The organism is Chromohalobacter nigrandesensis (assembly GCF_023061285.1).
Classification (GTDB): domain Bacteria; phylum Pseudomonadota; class Gammaproteobacteria; order Pseudomonadales; family Halomonadaceae; genus Chromohalobacter; species Chromohalobacter nigrandesensis.
Genome location: NZ_JAKGAM010000016.1, coordinates 33,205 through 48,893, shown reverse-complemented (window position 1 = coordinate 48,893; position 15,689 = coordinate 33,205). Strand labels below are relative to the sequence as shown.

Annotated in this window: 16 protein-coding genes and 2 tRNA genes; 8 read left to right on the top strand and 10 right to left on the bottom strand. The window is 60.0% G+C overall.

Annotated elements, in window-relative coordinates; all coding sequences use genetic code 11:
• Positions 1–19 precede the first annotated feature (19 nt).
• Together L1073_RS15285 and L1073_RS15280 are read right to left on the bottom strand one after the other, a co-directional pair.
• Positions 20–727, bottom strand: coding sequence for an ABC transporter permease (locus L1073_RS15285; RefSeq protein WP_246900650.1), 708 nt, complete (start codon positions 725–727; stop codon positions 20–22).
• 15 nt (positions 728–742) lie between these two features.
• Positions 743–1,591 carry an ABC transporter substrate-binding protein gene (locus tag L1073_RS15280; RefSeq protein WP_246900648.1) on the bottom strand — a complete coding sequence of 283 codons (849 nt, stop codon included), beginning with the start codon at positions 1,589–1,591 and terminating at the stop codon, positions 743–745.
• Positions 1,592–1,796: 205 nt separating this feature from the next.
• Here L1073_RS15280 and L1073_RS15275 point away from each other — a divergent pair, with 205 nt between their 5' ends.
• Genes L1073_RS15275 through L1073_RS15265 form a run of 3 tightly spaced genes read left to right on the top strand, consistent with a single transcriptional unit; the run spans position 1,797 to position 5,897 of the window.
• Positions 1,797–3,158, top strand: coding sequence for a sigma-54-dependent transcriptional regulator (locus L1073_RS15275; protein ID WP_246900646.1), 1,362 nt, complete (start codon positions 1,797–1,799; stop codon positions 3,156–3,158).
• Complete coding sequence (locus L1073_RS15270) at positions 3,155–5,251, top strand: sensor histidine kinase (RefSeq protein ID WP_246900644.1); 2,097 nt, start codon at positions 3,155–3,157, stop codon at positions 5,249–5,251. Before L1073_RS15275 ends, L1073_RS15270 begins: the two co-directional genes overlap by 4 nt.
• 58 nt (positions 5,252–5,309) lie before the next feature.
• Complete coding sequence (locus L1073_RS15265; protein WP_246900642.1) at positions 5,310–5,897, top strand: cupin domain-containing protein; 588 nt, start codon at positions 5,310–5,312, stop codon at positions 5,895–5,897.
• 3 nt (positions 5,898–5,900) lie between these two features.
• On the opposite strand, the gene L1073_RS15260 is transcribed toward L1073_RS15265, so the two are convergent.
• The 6 genes from L1073_RS15260 to L1073_RS15235 all read right to left on the bottom strand — a co-directional run bounded on the left by L1073_RS15260 (position 5,901) and on the right by L1073_RS15235 (position 10,608).
• A complete protein-coding gene (locus L1073_RS15260; RefSeq protein WP_246900640.1) occupies positions 5,901–7,148 on the bottom strand; it encodes a uracil-xanthine permease family protein in 1,248 nt (415 codons plus the stop codon).
• 127 nt (positions 7,149–7,275) lie between these two features.
• Positions 7,276–7,905: a uracil phosphoribosyltransferase gene (gene upp / locus L1073_RS15255; protein ID WP_246900638.1), complete on the bottom strand. Its 630-nt coding sequence runs from the start codon at positions 7,903–7,905 to the stop codon at positions 7,276–7,278.
• Between the two features lie 136 nt (positions 7,906–8,041).
• Positions 8,042–8,734: a uracil-DNA glycosylase gene (ung, locus tag L1073_RS15250; RefSeq protein ID WP_246900636.1), complete on the bottom strand. Its 693-nt coding sequence runs from the start codon at positions 8,732–8,734 to the stop codon at positions 8,042–8,044.
• A gap of 37 nt (positions 8,735–8,771) precedes the next feature.
• Complete coding sequence (gene gpt, locus L1073_RS15245) at positions 8,772–9,260, bottom strand: xanthine phosphoribosyltransferase (protein ID WP_246900634.1); 489 nt, start codon at positions 9,258–9,260, stop codon at positions 8,772–8,774.
• 64 nt (positions 9,261–9,324) lie between these two features.
• A complete protein-coding gene (locus L1073_RS15240; protein WP_246900632.1) occupies positions 9,325–9,870 on the bottom strand; it encodes an adenine phosphoribosyltransferase in 546 nt (181 codons plus the stop codon).
• Between the two features lie 123 nt (positions 9,871–9,993).
• The gene (locus tag L1073_RS15235) at positions 9,994–10,608 is read right to left on the bottom strand and encodes a riboflavin synthase subunit alpha (protein WP_246900630.1); all 615 of its coding nucleotides are present in this window, start codon (positions 10,606–10,608) and stop codon (positions 9,994–9,996) included.
• 469 nt (positions 10,609–11,077) lie between these two features.
• On the opposite strand from L1073_RS15235, the gene L1073_RS15230 reads away from it, so the two are divergent.
• From L1073_RS15230 to L1073_RS15215, 4 genes are all read left to right on the top strand, one after another.
• Positions 11,078–12,121, top strand: a complete 1,044-nt coding sequence (locus L1073_RS15230) for a methionine ABC transporter ATP-binding protein (protein ID WP_246900628.1) — start codon at positions 11,078–11,080, stop codon at positions 12,119–12,121.
• Positions 12,102–12,755, top strand: a complete 654-nt coding sequence (locus tag L1073_RS15225) for a methionine ABC transporter permease (protein ID WP_246900627.1) — start codon at positions 12,102–12,104, stop codon at positions 12,753–12,755. Before L1073_RS15230 ends, L1073_RS15225 begins: the two co-directional genes overlap by 20 nt.
• 124 nt (positions 12,756–12,879) lie before the next feature.
• Positions 12,880–13,707, top strand: coding sequence for a MetQ/NlpA family ABC transporter substrate-binding protein (locus L1073_RS15220; protein WP_246900625.1), 828 nt, complete (start codon positions 12,880–12,882; stop codon positions 13,705–13,707).
• An 82-nt stretch (positions 13,708–13,789) separates the two neighbouring features.
• On the top strand, positions 13,790–14,263 hold the full coding sequence (locus L1073_RS15215) for a GAF domain-containing protein (protein WP_246900623.1): 474 nt from the start codon (positions 13,790–13,792) through the stop codon (positions 14,261–14,263).
• Between the two features lie 66 nt (positions 14,264–14,329).
• Here L1073_RS15215 and L1073_RS15210 read toward each other — a convergent pair.
• Positions 14,330–14,406, bottom strand: a tRNA-Val gene (locus L1073_RS15210).
• 77 nt (positions 14,407–14,483) lie between these two features.
• Positions 14,484–14,560 (bottom strand) — tRNA-Val (locus L1073_RS15205).
• A gap of 359 nt (positions 14,561–14,919) precedes the next feature.
• Between L1073_RS15205 and L1073_RS15200 the strand changes: the two genes are divergently transcribed.
• Complete coding sequence (locus tag L1073_RS15200; protein WP_246900621.1) at positions 14,920–15,684, top strand: DeoR/GlpR family transcriptional regulator; 765 nt, start codon at positions 14,920–14,922, stop codon at positions 15,682–15,684.
• The last annotated feature ends 5 nt before the right edge of the window (positions 15,685–15,689 follow it).

Below are 15,689 nucleotides of genomic sequence, written 5' to 3'. Positions count from 1 at the left end.
CTCGGTGGACGATATGCAATCAGATACTCACGGTTTGATGACCGCGTCCGCGCATTACGCCCAGTAGTACATTGAGCACCAGCGCCAGCAGCAACAGGACGAGCCCCAGAGCCAGTCCCTGAGCGAATTCACCCTTGAGCGTTTCCAGGGCGATCGCCGTGGTGATGGTGCGCGTGAAATGCTCGATATTGCCGCCGATCATCACCGCGCTGCCCACCTCGGCAATGATGCGCCCGAACGCAGCCAGTACGGCGGCGATGACCCCGAAGCGCGCTTCGCGGATCAACACCCACAGCGACTGCCACCATCCGGCACCCAGTTGTCGCGCCGTTTCCCAGGCACGCTGATCGATGCTTTGCAACGTGCTGTGCAACATCGCGGTCAATACCGGCATCGCCAGCAGGATCTGGCCGATGATCATGGCCCGCTGGGTGAACAGCAGGCGCAGTTCCCCCAGCGGGCCACTGCGCGATAGCAGCATGAACAGCACCAGCCCCACCACGACGGTGGGCACGGCCATGAACGTATTGACCAGCGATATCGCGAACCAACGCCCCGGAAAGGCAACACGCGCCAGCAGCAAGGCAATCAACAACGCAGGCGGCAAGGCCACGAGTATCGCCGTCAGCGAGACACGAAACGAGACGCCAATGATTTCCCACAAGGCCGGATCGAAGGAGAGCAGCAAGTGCAGCGCCTCTCTCGCCGTGTTCATAAGCTCGTGCATCGAAGCCTCCGCACGTCAGTCGCTTTCATGGACGGCGCTCGTAGGATCGATCTTCTCGCCGGCGCTGGCATGGAACAACGCCTTGCCTTTGAGCCGGAAAGCGTCGATCAGGTCTTGCCCTTCATCGGAAATCAGCCACTCGGCCAAGGCCTGCGCGCCCTGGGTATTGAGGCCGTCATAGCGTTGAGGATTAACCAGGATGACCTGATACGGATTGAACAACGCCGTATCGCCTTCGACCATGATCTCGAGATCGAGCTTATCTTTCATTGCCAGCCAGGTACCGCGATCTGTCAGTGTATAGCCTTGCAGTTCGCTGGCCATTTTCAGCACTTCCCCCATTCCTTGCCCCGCAGCGCGAAAGCCCTTGAAATCAGGCGTTACATCCGCCTCTTCCCAGAGATGTTTCTCTTTCTTGTCGGTGCCGGAGTCATCACCGCGTGAAATGAACGTCGCACCTTCATCGGCCAGCGTGGCAAACGCATTGGTGGCATCCTCACCGCCATCGATCGCGGCAGGATCGCCGGACGGCCCCACGATCACGAAATCGTTGTACATCACGCCATGCGGTTCGACGCCGTAATCAGCGTCCACGAAGGCTTTCTCCGCAGCGGGCGCATGCGTCAACACCAGGTCGACATCACCGTCGCGCCCCAGGCGTAGTGCTTTGCCGGTGCCCACGGGGATAACTTGAATCTGGTAGGGATGATCTTCTTCGAACTTGGGCAACAGGTAGTCGAGCAACCCAGAATTATAAGTACTGGTGGTGGTCGCCAAACGGACGATATCGGCCGCCTGCGCCCCGGATACCAACAGCAACGATAGCGCCAGGGTGGCGAACAACGAGAGACGGCGTGTCAACATGGGAACCCCTCATTATTGTCGAGTCATGGACGTACCCGGCTCTTCTTGCAATTGGCATGCCTGACGTGACCGCGCGGCCAAAAACGGTGACAATTGCCGGATTGCATCGCGCCTTTTACCATGAAAATAATCTAGGTGCGCAACGAATGTAACAAATTGACCCAATGGCGGGACACTATGTCCCGCTACGCAGGGAACGTCACTCATGACCGCATCCACCGAACTGCCGACCGCCTCCGTGCTGATCGTCGATGACGAACCCGGCATGCGCAGCTATCTTGCCAAGGCCCTGGCATCGCGCTTCGCGCTGGTCGAGGTCGCCGACTCACTTAATGCTGCGGAAGCCTTGCGTCAGCGGTTGCACTTCGATCTGCTACTGGTCGACATCCGGCTTCCCGACCGCTCGGGTATCGAATGGCACGAAGCGCTCGGCCCCGAACGGCGCAGTGATATCATCTTCATGACCGCCTACGCCGATCTCGACATGGCGGTCCAGGCACTACGTGCCGGGGCCAGCGACTTCATCATCAAGCCATTTCGTCTCGAGCAGTTGCAAAGCGCCGTCGACCGTTGTCTCGCCCAACGTCGCCTGGCGCGCGAGAACTTCGTGCTCAAGCGCGAGACCCAGCGCCTGCATCACCCCGACGAGAGCATGATCGGAGACAGCCACGCCATGGCCCAGGTCAGAACGATCATCGAACGCGTCGCACCGACCCCTTCAGCAGTCTTGATCCATGGCGAATCAGGCACCGGCAAAGAACTCGTGGCGCGCGATCTACATCGCCTATCAGGACGCTTCGGCGCCTTCGTTCCTCTCAACTGTGGCGCCATCGCCGGCGATCTGCTGGAATCGGAACTCTTCGGTCACGTCAAGGGCGCCTTCACCGGCGCGGTCAAGACTCGCGAAGGGCTGTTCACCTACGCCGATGGAGGGACGCTGTTCCTCGATGAAATCGCCGAGATGCCGCTGGCAATGCAGGCCAAACTGCTGCGCGTGCTCGAAAGCAAACGCATTCGCCCGGTGGGTAGCGAGCAAGAGCAGCCCGTGGATGTACGTATCCTGGCCGCCACCCACCGCAACCTACAGCACGAAGTCAGCGAGGGACGTTTCCGCGAAGATCTCTATTTTCGCCTCAATGTCCTCACCTTGACGCTCCCCGCATTACGCGAACACCCTGAAGACATTCCTGCCCTGGCCCACCATTTTTCTCGCCAGCTATCTCGCGATCTGGGGCTCGCCGCCCTACCATGGCAACATGCCGATCTCGAGCGCCTGATGCATTACGCTTGGCCAGGCAACATCCGCGAGCTCAAGAACTTCATCGAGCGCTGCATTCTGCTCGGCCAGCTTCCCAGCGACATGCTCGACGAAGCGACTGCTGCGCCCGCTACCGCTGCCGCAAATGGCTACCCCAGCGACTGGCCACTGGAAACCGTCGAGCGCACGCATATATTGGGTGTGCTCGAAGCCCACGGTCATAACAAATCCAGCGCCGCCCGCGTGCTGGGCGTGTCGCGCAAGACACTCGATCGTAAGCTCAACGCCTGGCAAGACCTGAAAACATGAAAGGCTTACGCCGCTGGTTGCGCGCCTCGATCCGACGCCGACTGTTGTGGCTTGCCTTCGCGCCGTTGGCCTTGCTGATCCTCGCCTTGACAGGGCTGACTGCGTATTGGACTTCGACGTACAACGACCGCCAGCTGTACATGAAGGTGCGCGCTGACCTGGCCGTCGCTTCACGCGTGCTGGAGGGCGTGAGCCAGCAACAACAAGCGCGACTCGAGGAATTGGCCAACAGCCAGGCGCTGACCTCGGCACTGCATGGCAAAGGCTCGCAATCCCTCGACGCACTGCTCGACGAAACCCAACACGCAATACAACTGGATTGGTTGCGCGTGGTACCGCTCGCTTCGCTCGACGACCCTCCCGAGCTACAACGACGATTGCAATCGCCAAGCGACGAACAAGGCGTGTCCGGGCTGGATGTGCTCGATGCATCGCGTCTCGAAACGCTGACCCCCGAACTTGCCCAACGTGCACGCCTGCCACTGCGTGACACACCGCAGGCAGCCCCCAGCGATCGCCAACGCGAGACACGCGGCATGGTAATACGCACTCTTTACCCCATCCATGATGAACAAGGCAACCTGCGCCTGCTCCTGGATGGCGGACGTTTACTCAACGGCGCTGCCGACACTGTGGATGATATTCGTGATCTGGTTTATGGGCCCGGCACGCTTCCCCAAGGCAGCACCGGCAGCGTCACCTTGTTTCTCGATGACGTACGCATCGCCACCAATGTGCGCCTGGCCAACGGCGAGCGCGCCCTCGGTACACGTGTCTCCGAGCCCGTGAGTCGTCAGGTTCTGGGAAGCGGCGAGCGTTTCATCGACAACGCCTTCGTGGTCAGTAGTTGGTACGTCGCCGCCTATGCCCCGCTCGAGTCACTGACCGGCCAGCGTATCGGCATGATCTACGCCGGTTTCCCCCTGGCACCCTATGAGGCCCTCTACCGAGACACACTACTGCAGATCGGCGCCGTGTTACTCGTCATCATACTGATCTCGGGCTTGATGGTGATTCGCGGCGTCGACGCACTCGCCAGCCCGGTGCGACGCATGCATCGCGTCATACATGGCATTCGCGAGGGCCGACACCTGCGCATCGGCCATCTGGATAGCCAGGACGAACTGGCCGAGCTGGCGCATGAATTCGATGCCATGCTCGATCGTCTGGATGCCCATCAGAACGAACTGCAACGTGCCGCCCAGACCCTCGAACGACGCGTCGAAACACGCACCCAGTCACTGACCGAGAAAACGCGTGCGCTCGAGGAACACGTGGCCTTGCTCAAGCAGGCTCGCGCCAGCCTGATGACCCAGGAAAAGCTCGCCGCCCTGGGAGAGATGACCGCCGGGATCGCGCATGAAATCAACAATCCCGCCGCCGTGATCCTCGGCCATGTGGAGGTGCTGGCCGATAGCCTCGGCTCCGATGCAGACCCCGTACGCGACGAAATCGACACCATCATCGCCCAGGTCGAGCGTATCCGTGCGCTGATCGACAACCTGCTGCAGTATTCCCGAGCGGGTGGTCATGAGCCCGCCTTCGTCTCCGAAGACATCAACACCATCGCCGCCGGCACCGAACTCTTGATCCGACACGCGCTCGACAAGCATGGCCACCGCCTGGTCAGTTCGCTGCACGCCACCCGGCGCGCCGAGTGCCACCGCGGTCAGTTGCAGCAGGTGCTGATCAACGTGCTGCTCAATGCCACTCAGGCCAGCACCTCACCGATGAGCATTCATCTGGCGACACGCGACGCCGTGCGCGAGGTCCCAGAGCAAGGCTGCCTCGATGGCGTTGAAATTCGCGTCGCCGACCAAGGGCCAGGCATTCCGCCCGAACTACGTGATCGGATTTTCGATCCGTTCTTCACCACGCGCGAAGCGGGCTCCGGGCTCGGGTTAGCCATCAGCGCTGGCATCGTACGCCGCAGCGGCGGTGAGATGTGGGTCGTCTCGGCACGCGGTCGCGGCACGATCTTCCACGTCTGGCTGCCCTCCCGGGCATTTCCCAGCGGCGCCGAGGAAGCTACCACGCGCAAACTGATCGCGTCGCTCAGCGACATGACCGCACCTTCCTCACGCGGCGGTTAAGATTGCCGCGCCGAGACGCTATCATGGCGCGATAACGTCTCATCACAAAGGATCATCCATGAGCGGATTCGACGTCGGCGCACGTCTCAAGCAATTGCGCACGCTGCGCGACTTATCGCAACGCGAGCTGGCGAAGCGTGCCGGCGTGACCAACAGCACCATTTCGCTCATCGAGCAGAATAGCGTGAGTCCTTCGGTAAGTTCGCTGAAGAAGATCCTCGACGCCATGCCGGTCTCGATCAGCGAATTCTTCGCCGGCGAGGAAACAAGCCCCCTGGAAAAGGTCTTCTACCGAGCCGAGGAATTGACGGAAATCGGCGATGGCAACCTTTCCTGGCGCCTGGTCGCCGCACGCCACCCCAGCCGCAGCATGTCGATCATCCACGAGCATTACCCACCCGGCGCCGATACCGGCGGAGAAATGCTCGAACACGAGGGTGAGGAAGGCGGTGTCGTCGTTACCGGCACCATCGAGCTCACCATCAACGGCGAGACCCAATACCTTCACGCGGGCGACGCCTACTATTTCGACTCACACCTGCCGCACCGCTTTCGCAACCCCAGCGACACGGACTGCGTCATCGTCAGCGCCAACACGCCGCCAGGCTTCTCCGAGGGCGGCGCCAGCACGCACCATCGCCGCTAGGCGTCATTCATGCTCGGCGGCCGGCGGCAAGACCCAGTTGAGGACGATGCCTACCAGGGCCGCAAGGCTTACGCCCTGCAAGGCGTATTCACCGCTGCCGAGCTGCATGCCGCCAATCCCGAAGACCAGGATCAACGACACCACCACGAGGTTACGCGACGCGGTCAATGACTGGCCGCCACGTACCAGGGAGTTCATCCCTACCACCGCGATGGAACCGAACAACAGCGTCATGATGCCACCCATCACCGGTGTGGGAATGGTCTGCAGTAACATACCGAGCTTTGAGACGAACGCCAGCAGGATGGCGGTACAAGCCGCGACGATCATGATCGCCGGATTGAAATTGCGGGTCAGCGTCACCGCCCCGGTGACCTCCGAATACGTCGTGTTGGGTGGCCCCCCGAAAAGCGCCGCCACGGAGGTCGCCAAGCCGTCTCCGAGCAAGGTGCGTTTCAATCCCGGCTTTTCAAGATAATTGCGCCCTGTCACCGAGCCGATTGCTACCATATCGCCGATGTGTTCGATTACCGGCGCGATGGCCACCGGGATCATGAACAGGATCGCCGCCATGCTGAACGTCGGCGCCACGAATTCAGGCCACGCCAGCCAGGCGGCGTCGTGTACCGGCGTCAGGTCGATCACGCCCATCGCGAGTCCCAGCGCATAGCCCACGACCACACCGCCCATGATCGGGATCAGGCGAATCAGGCCACGCCCGAAGACCGCCAATATCAGCGTCACCAGCAGGCTCACCATCGACAGCGTGATGGCCTGAGCGTATCCCATGTCGCTATTCTCGCCCGTCGCCATGTCCACCGCGACGGGCGCTAATGCGAGACCGATAACCATGATCACGGGCCCCACCACCACCGACGGCAGCAAGCGATGCAACCAGGCGGTGCCTTTCATGCGCACGATCTGCGAGATCACCACATAAACGAGCCCCGCGACGAACAGTCCGCCCAACGTGGCAGGGATGCCATAGCTGGCCACCGAGCCTTGGATGGGGGCGATGAAAGCAAACGATGATGCCAGGAACACCGGGATGCTGCGTTGCGTGACGAACTGAAAGATCAACGTACCGATACCCGCCGTGAATAACGCCACGCTCGGGTCCAGCCCCGTCAAAAGCGGCACCAGCACCAGGGCTCCGAACGCCACGAACAACATCTGTGCGCCAGTGATCAGCGTGCGCGGCCAGGACGACCTTGGCGGGTTGGGAGCAAACGAAGGCTCGGTATCCGACATGGCGAGAAAACTCCAAAGCAATGAAAGCAGTACGTTCAAGCACCGCCCACGACATGCCGCATGCCAGGACGGGGGTCAAAAAAAGCCCCTGAGTGCAAAACGTCAGGGGCTTCGGGGTATGCAACGTTTAACGCGTGCCAAATATCTTGTCACCGGCATCGCCAAGGCCAGGGACGATGTACCCGTTTTCGTCGAGGCGCTCATCGACAGACGCGGTATAAATCTCCACCTCGGGATAAGCCTCCTGCACCCGGGCGATACCCTCCGGCGCCGCGACCAGGACGATGACTTTCACCAGCGGGCAGCCACGCGCTTTGAGCATGTCCAACGTCGCTACCATGGACCCCCCCGTGGCCAACATGGGATCGATGACGATCGCCATACGTTCATCGAGATCGCCGACGAACTTCTCGAAATACGGCACCGGCTCCAGCGTCTCTTCGTTGCGATAAAGCCCCACCACACTGACGCGGGCGCTGGGGATGAGATCGGTAACGGCATCGAGCATGCCCAGACCGGCACGCAGAATCGGAACCACAGTGACCTTCTTGCCCTTGAGCAGTTCGACTTCGAGCAAGCCGCCATTCCACCCCGGAATCTCGGTCTTCTGAGTCTCGAGATCCTGCGTCGCTTCATAGGTCAATAACTTGGCGACTTCGCTGGCCAGCTCACGGAAGCTCTTGGTACTGATACCGGCTTCGCGCATCAGGCCCAGCTTGTGCTTGACCAGAGGATGTTGGATGGAATGAACGCTCATGGCGGGGGATATCCTTTCGGCGATGACGAGCCGAACCGCACTCCACGCCGGCCATGCGGGTATGTCACGGACGCGGCCGGGAAGCGGTTCGGATTTGCACGTATTCTAGCGTGCCAGGGGACGCGGGTTAAGGGGACTAGATGAACTCAGGCTGTGCCGGCAATTGCCAGTCGATGCCCTCTCGGCCCCGAGAAGCCAGAAAAGCATTGGCTTGAGAGAAGTGACGCTGACCGAAGAAGCCACGGTGCGCCGACAAGGGCGAGGGATGCGGCGCATGCAGCACTAAGTGTTTCTGACGGTCGACGAACGATGCCTTCTTCTGGGCATAACTGCCCCACAGCAAGAAGACCACCCCATCGCACTGCTCGTTGACCACCTGAATGGCACGGTCGGTGAAGGCTTCCCAGCCCTGCCCCCGATGCGCGCCGGCATTGCCCTGCTCGACGGTCAATACACTATTGAGCAACAACACACCCTGACGCGCCCAGGACTCGAGAAAACCGTGCGACACCGGCGTCGTGCCCACATCCTGCGCCAGTTCCTTGTAGATGTTCTGCAACGAAGGCGGCGCCGGGATGCCGGGGCGCACCGAAAAGCACAACCCATGCGCCTGATGTGGCCCGTGATACGGGTCCTGTCCCAGGATCACGACGCGAACCTGATCCAGCGGCGTCAACTCGAAGGCACGAAACCAATGATCCGAATGCGGATAGATCACCTTGCGCGCGGCTTTTTCGCGCGCCAGGAACGCGCGAAGTGCCTGCATATAAGGCGCCTCGAATTCCGGGCCCAGATGACGCTGCCAGCTATCCGGCAACACTTGAGACATCACGCATCTTCCTTATGCTTGCGTTTGGCGATGGGGCTCATGAATCGCGCGAACGCACTTGGTCGACCAGTGGCTCGACATAGGCAATGCCCATGTCCCAGGGGAACTGAATCCAGCAATCCTGCGCGACTTCGGTCAAGTACTGATCGACCAACGGACGACCTTCCGGCTTGGCATAGATAGTCACGAAATGCGCCTTGGGTAGCATCTCGCGTACCGCCCGCGCGGTCTTTCCGGTATCGACCAGGTCGTCGACCAACAACCAGCCATCGCCATCATGATCGACGCCTTTCATGACGTTCAGGCCGCCCTGCTCCTTGTGCTCGTAACTCTTGATGCACACGGTGTCGATCAGGCGCACATTGAGTTCACGCGCAATCAACGCAGCGGGAATCAAGCCGCCGCGGGTAATCGCGACGATGCCTTTAAAGTCTCGCTCGACAAGCTGGTGACACAGGACACGCACATCGCGATGCAACTGGTCCCAGGAAACGGTGAACTGCTGATGATAGCGATCGGTACTCATGGGAAGACCACCCGGAGGAATATAAGGGGGTACAGGGCGCGCGATAGCCACGCGCCCACGCGCGTCATTCGTGTTCGGTAAAGGTGCAAACGGCGAACACGCCATGGCCGGCATCACGGACTTTCTGCGCACCGCCGAGTTCGGGAAGGTCGATGATCGCGGCAGTCTCGACCACCTGTCCGCCGCTACGCTGAATCAGCGAGGCCGCCGCCAGCATGGTGCCACCCGTGGCGATAAGATCATCCATCACCAGGATACGATCGCCTTCGCGAAACGCATCGGAATGCAGTTCGACGGTCGATTCACCGTATTCCAGCGTATAGGTTTCGCTGATGGTCTTGAACGGTAACTTTCCCTTCTTGCGCACCGGCACGAAGCTGCAGCCGAGCTCATAGGCGACCGGTGCCCCGATGATGAAACCGCGCGCATCGATCGCGGCGATCGCATCCAGATTGAGCTCCTGATAACGGTGCACGAAGCTATCGATGAGCTTGCGGAAAGCGGCGCTGTTCTGCAGCACCGGTGTGATATCGCGGAAATTGACGCCCGGCTGGGGCCAATCGGGGACGGTGCGAATGACCGACTTTATATAATCGCCATAAATGCTCATCTGAGGCTCCATCAGCAATGCACGCGGCTTAGCCGCGACGGGCAGCGGACAAAGCTCCAAATGGTACCCAATGCAACGCCAGGAATCGAGGGCGCGCGTCAGATCCTCGATATCTGTGCGATCTTATACCCTGCCACGCGCCGCCATGACCCGCTCGACCGTCTCGACGATGGCCTGGGTCTGCGGGTCGATCTCAATATTGACGCGATCACCCAGCATGCGCTCACCCAGCGTTGTCCGCGCCAATGTCTCGGGTATCAGATCGACACAGAAACGCGCACCTTCGAGCGCACCGATCGTCAAACTGATGCCATCGACGCCAATATAGCCTTTTTCGAACAAGAACCGCGCATACTCGTCGGGCAATGCAAACCACAGGCGACGATTGTTCGGTGCCTCTTCGAGTTCTTCCAGCGCCGCTTGACAGATGACGTGGCCGGACATCGTGTGCCCGCCGATCTCGTCACCGATGCGTGCGGCACGCTCCAAATTGACGTGATCGCCGACACCCAACACGCCCAGATTGGTGAGGCGCAATGTTTCACGCATCAGATCGAAGGACACTCGATCACCCTCGATGCGTGTCACCGACAGGCAGCATCCGTTGTGCGACACCGAAGCACCGGTTTCGAGCCCGTCCACCAAGCCCTCGGGAAACGCCACGATGTGGCGCCGGAACTGCGTTTCCTCTTCTACGGCCACCACCGTCCCCACGCCTTGCACGATACCGGTAAACATCTCGACTCCTTGACCAATCCTGTCACGCTCGACAGGCATCATACTACCATGCCCCATCGGACCCCATCGCCAGGTGCCTATACCTTTAAAAGCCTCCAAAACAGGCGATCTTTCTGAATCAAGTCCTGGAATGCAAACGCTTTATCTAGAAACATTGACAGGTCTCGAAGCGCTGCCTAGAATCCGCGACTTCTTGAGCGCCGATTTGTACCCAGATTGCGGGCGCGCCCGGGCATGTCCCGGGAAAATACCGCTAAAAGGGTGTGTCCAGCGTTGATGGCCACCCGCCTGGGTGGCCTTTTTTTATGGCCACAGCCTACAAATCCCGCCAAACAGGCAGTCCAGCCTCGTTATAATGCTGGGTTTTGCCACATGCGACGCCACTCCAGGCATGACAAGCTTCGGTCACCAACGGTCGCCGGCGTGCCACTGGCCATGACGTCCCAACGCATCGACCCAAACGAAGACGATGATCAAACTCGAAGGTGTTTCCAAAACCTATGGGGCCGGCCCCACGGCGGTCCACGCCCTCAAAAATATCGACCTGGAAGTCCCGAAGGGCGCCATTCACGGCGTGATCGGTTTGTCCGGCGCGGGCAAATCGACGCTGATTCGCTGCGTCAACCTCCTCGAGCGCCCGACGTCGGGCCATATCATTGTCGACGGCCAGGACTTGACCCAGCAGGACAGCGAAGCCTTGCGCCAGTCGCGTCATCAGCTCGGCATGATTTTCCAGCATTTCAATCTGCTCGCCTCACGTACGGTTTTCGACAACGTGGCGCTGCCGCTGGAACTGATGGGCGTATCCAAAGGCGAGATTCGCAAGCGCGTCGAACCACTGCTCGAGCTCACCGGCCTGACCGACAAGGCCACGCAATACCCGGCACAACTCTCGGGAGGGCAGAAACAGCGCGTGGCCATCGCGCGGGCACTCGCCAGCCGCCCCAAGGTACTGCTCTGCGATGAAGCGACCTCTGCCCTCGATCCACAGACGACGGCGTCGATCCTCGAACTGCTGCAGGACATCAACCGCAAGCTGGGGCTGACCATTTTGCTCATTACCCATGAGATGGAAGTGGTCAAGAGCATCTGCCACCGTGTCGGTCTGATCTCGGATGGCGAGCTGGTAGAAGAAGCCGACGTCGGCGATTTCTTCACTGCGCCGGCGACACGCCTGGGCCGCGAGTTTCTCAACGCCTTTCTCGAGCTTGAGCCACCTCAAGCGCTGGTCGAGCGTCTCGAAGAAACACCCGGCGAGCATACCCATCCTGTGGTACGCCTGGCGTTTTCTGGTGCCAATGTCGCCACGCCACTCATCTCGCGCCTGGCACGCGATAGCGGCGTCGATGTCAGCATCCTGCAAGCCAAGGTGGAGTCGATTCAGGGCCGCACGCTGGGCCTGATGATCGCCGAGCTCATTGGCACGCCCGAGACGACGTCACAAGCACTCACGCAACTCGAATCCCACGACATCAATGTAGAGGTACTCGGCCATGTCCAGCGCGATGCTTGAACTGATCTTCGAGGCCACTCTCGACACACTCTATATGGTCGCACTCTCGGGCGCGGTTTCGGCCGTGATCGGCATTCCCCTCGGCGTTCTGCTGTATGTCACGCGGCCGGGGCAGATCCTCGCGCAGCCCGTCGCCCAGCGCGTACTGGGAATCGTCACCAATATCGGCCGTTCGATTCCCTTCATCATTCTCATGGTGGCGATCATCCCCTTCACGCGTCTCGTCGTCGGCAGCTCTATCGGCACCAACGCCGCCATAGTGCCGCTCATCATCGCCGCGATCCCCTTCGTCGCGCGCCTGGTCGAAGGCGCGCTCAACGAGATTCCCCCAGGCCTCATCGAAGCCGCTCAGGCGATGGGCGCCACCCCGGTGCAGATCATCACCAAGGTACTCCTACCGGAAGCCAAGGGCGGCATCATCAATGGCCTGACCATCACCGTGGTCACACTGGTCAGCTACTCGGCCATGGCCGGCGCCGTCGGCGGTGGCGGTCTGGGTGACTTGGGCATCCGTTACGGCTACAACCGCTTCGAACCGCTGATCATGCTCATCACGGTGGCGATATTGGTCGTCATGGTGCAAGGCTTTCAAAGCCTTGGCGACCGCCTTGTGCGCAAGGCCGACCACAAATGAGTGCGTGGTCAGAGGGTAAACGTACAGCTATAATAGGCAGCACTTTTATACTCAAAAAAGCATAAGTGCTTATCGGTAACTACCGTATATTCGGTGACAACGCCTCATTCAAGGAGCTCACACAATGAACGACACTCTGGCACAGGCCCTACACCCCGTTCGCCTCTTCGGCGCGGCGGCACTACTCGGTGCCGGCTTACTCGCCGGCTGCGGAAGCGATGACGCCGAGACACAGTCGATCAAGGTCGGCACCGTGGCAGGCCCGGAAACGGACGTCATGGAAGTCGCCAAGCAAATCGCCAAGGACGACTACGATCTCGACGTCGAAATCGTCGAGTTCACCGACTATGTCTCGCCCAATGCGGCCCTCGCTGACGGCAGCCTGGATGCCAATGCCTTCCAGCATGAGCCGTACCTGAATAGCATGGTCGAGGATCGCGGTTACGACTTCGCCATCGCCGGCAAGACCTTCGTCTACCCGATCGGCGCGTATTCCGAGCGCTATGACAACATCGACGACGTACCCGACGGCGCCACTATCGCTCTTCCCAACGACCCTTCCAACGAGGGACGTTCACTCATTTTGATGCACAACGAAGGGCTCATCGAACTCGACGACCCGGAAAATCTCGAAGCGACGCCGGTGGATATCAGCGACAACCCTCACGACTACGAATTCCGCGAGATCGAAGCTGCCCAGTTGCCGCGCGTGCTTCCCGATGTGGACCTGGCCTTCATCAACAATACCTTCGCCCAGCCGGCAGGCCTCAGCCTGGACGACGCTTTGGTCAAGGAAGGGCCTGAGTCGCCCTACGTCAACCTGATCGTCGCACGTGAAGGAGAACAGGACGACAAGGCGATCCAGAACCTGGTCAAGGCGTATCAGTCGCAGGCCGTCATCGACAAGGCCAACGAGCTGTTCAAGGGTGCCGCAGTGCCCGGCTGGGAGTAACCGCCCTCCGCCGCTTCGTTCGACAGGCCGGCCCCACAGGGCCGGCCTGTTTCGTTATCACTCCCATTCATCCGGAGACATCATGAGTGACTACACCCTGCTCGCTCGCCAGTTGGAAACCCTGCTGGACACCCGCGACTGGCTGACCAACGCGGCGCAGACCTGCGCCTTCCTGAAGCACGAGATCAGCGACCTGAACTGGGCTGGCTTCTATCTTCAACGCCAGCCTCGCACTCTGATCCTAGGGCCGTTTCAAGGGCTGCCCGCATGCAACCCTATCGCCTTCGACAAAGGCGTCTGCGGCGCCGCCGCCACGACACGACGCACGCAGCGTGTCGAGGATGTCCATGCCTTTCCCGGTCACATCGCCTGTGATGCCGCATCGCGTTCGGAGCTGGTAGTTCCCATCATCCACGATGGCGAACTCTGGGGCGTCCTGGACCTCGACAGCCCGCGCCCCGAGCGCTTCAGTGAAGACGACCAGCGCGGCATCGAACGCCTGGTGGAAATCTTCATTGCCGCCAGCGACCTTTCCACACCCAACGTGACTGGATAAAGCTCAGCAGCTCAAAGCCCCAACGCAAACGCCCCCGCTGAAAGACAGCGGGGGCGTTCAATATTCTGGTAGGACCGAGCGGATTTGAACCGCTGACCTCCACGATGTCAACGTGGCGCTCTAACCAACTGAGCTACGGTCCTGCAAATCGATTGTTAGCAGCATGTCTATGCTAAGCACTAATGACCTTACATTGAGCACTTCTGGCATTAAGCACTACTGGTAGGACCGAGCGGATTTGAACCGCTGACCTCCACGATGTCAACGTGGCGCTCTAACCAACTGAGCTACGGTCCTATTTTGCGCTAGCTTAAGCGATGCTATGGCTACCGCTGCCGGCTCTCGCCTTGGCAACGGATGCGCATTCTACGCAGGTCGTGGAAAATTGCAAGCCTCATGTCCAAAAATTCGCCAGGGTTCAAACGCTTGACGCGATTACCTCGCACGTTTTTTATGCCTGTTTATAAAAGTTCATTTTATCGCAAACCCTATGTCTAGGTTCGCTTTACAACAATCCATGGTGCTTTTTTCCGCACTGAATCATGGTTTAACATAGCCTTAGAACCCATATTGCAGCGTCTGTGCAACATTCGCGTCTACCCATACGACATGGCTCATTCACTGGCCGTTTTACTCGCTAGGTAACGGAACCTTCCATGACACAACAAGACCGCCACGACGCCATCGTCACCTTGGTCAAACGCCAGGGCTACGCCTCCATCGAACAGCTCACGCAGCATTTTTCCGTCACGCCACAGACGATTCGCCGCGACCTCAACCAATTGGCGGACGAAGGCGCGATCAAGCGCGTGCACGGCGGCGCCGGCCTCGAGTCGAGCACCGTCAACACCGCTTACCATACACGCAAGACACTCAATGCCGATGCCAAGCAGCATATCGCCGAATGCGTTGCCTCGCAGATCCCCGACTCCGCCTCCCTGTTCATCAATATCGGCACCAGCAATGAAATGGTCGCCGAGGCGCTACGCGACCATCGGGGCCTCGAGGTCATCACCAACAACCTCAACGTGGCTGCGATCCTCCAGCACAAGGAAGATTTCAACGTCATCATCGCCGGTGGCCAGGTACGCTCGCGCGACGGCGGTATCATCGGCGAGGCGACGATCGACTTCATCAATCAGTTCAAGGTCGACTACGGCATCATCGGCATCAGCGGCATCGACGATGATGGCTCATTGCTCGAATTCGACTATCAGGAAGTCCGTGTCGCCCAGGCCATCATCAGCAACTCGCGCCAAGTCTTTCTGACCGCCGACCATTCCAAGTTCCATCGCAATGCCGTGGTACGACAGGGCAACATCGCGCAGATCGACGCGTTGTTTACCGACCGCCAGCCACCCGACGGCATCCTGCGCCTACTACGCGAGCACGATGTAACCCTGCATATCGCCGACGCCTGACCGCC

Coding starts and splice junctions, on each gene's coding strand:
- L1073_RS15285 (WP_246900650.1), bottom strand. CDS start 727: ATGCACGAGCTTATGAACACGGCGAGAGAGGCGCTGCACTTGCTGCTC.
- L1073_RS15280 (WP_246900648.1), bottom strand. CDS start 1,591: ATGTTGACACGCCGTCTCTCGTTGTTCGCCACCCTGGCGCTATCGTTG.
- L1073_RS15275 (WP_246900646.1), top strand. CDS start 1,797: ATGACCGCATCCACCGAACTGCCGACCGCCTCCGTGCTGATCGTCGAT.
- L1073_RS15270 (WP_246900644.1), top strand. CDS start 3,155: ATGAAAGGCTTACGCCGCTGGTTGCGCGCCTCGATCCGACGCCGACTG.
- L1073_RS15265 (WP_246900642.1), top strand. CDS start 5,310: ATGAGCGGATTCGACGTCGGCGCACGTCTCAAGCAATTGCGCACGCTG.
- L1073_RS15260 (WP_246900640.1), bottom strand. CDS start 7,148: ATGTCGGATACCGAGCCTTCGTTTGCTCCCAACCCGCCAAGGTCGTCC.
- upp (WP_246900638.1), bottom strand. CDS start 7,905: ATGAGCGTTCATTCCATCCAACATCCTCTGGTCAAGCACAAGCTGGGC.
- ung (WP_246900636.1), bottom strand. CDS start 8,734: ATGTCTCAAGTGTTGCCGGATAGCTGGCAGCGTCATCTGGGCCCGGAA.
- gpt (WP_246900634.1), bottom strand. CDS start 9,260: ATGAGTACCGATCGCTATCATCAGCAGTTCACCGTTTCCTGGGACCAG.
- L1073_RS15240 (WP_246900632.1), bottom strand. CDS start 9,870: ATGAGCATTTATGGCGATTATATAAAGTCGGTCATTCGCACCGTCCCC.
- L1073_RS15235 (WP_246900630.1), bottom strand. CDS start 10,608: ATGTTTACCGGTATCGTGCAAGGCGTGGGGACGGTGGTGGCCGTAGAA.
- L1073_RS15230 (WP_246900628.1), top strand. CDS start 11,078: ATGATCAAACTCGAAGGTGTTTCCAAAACCTATGGGGCCGGCCCCACG.
- L1073_RS15225 (WP_246900627.1), top strand. CDS start 12,102: ATGTCCAGCGCGATGCTTGAACTGATCTTCGAGGCCACTCTCGACACA.
- L1073_RS15220 (WP_246900625.1), top strand. CDS start 12,880: ATGAACGACACTCTGGCACAGGCCCTACACCCCGTTCGCCTCTTCGGC.
- L1073_RS15215 (WP_246900623.1), top strand. CDS start 13,790: ATGAGTGACTACACCCTGCTCGCTCGCCAGTTGGAAACCCTGCTGGAC.
- L1073_RS15200 (WP_246900621.1), top strand. CDS start 14,920: ATGACACAACAAGACCGCCACGACGCCATCGTCACCTTGGTCAAACGC.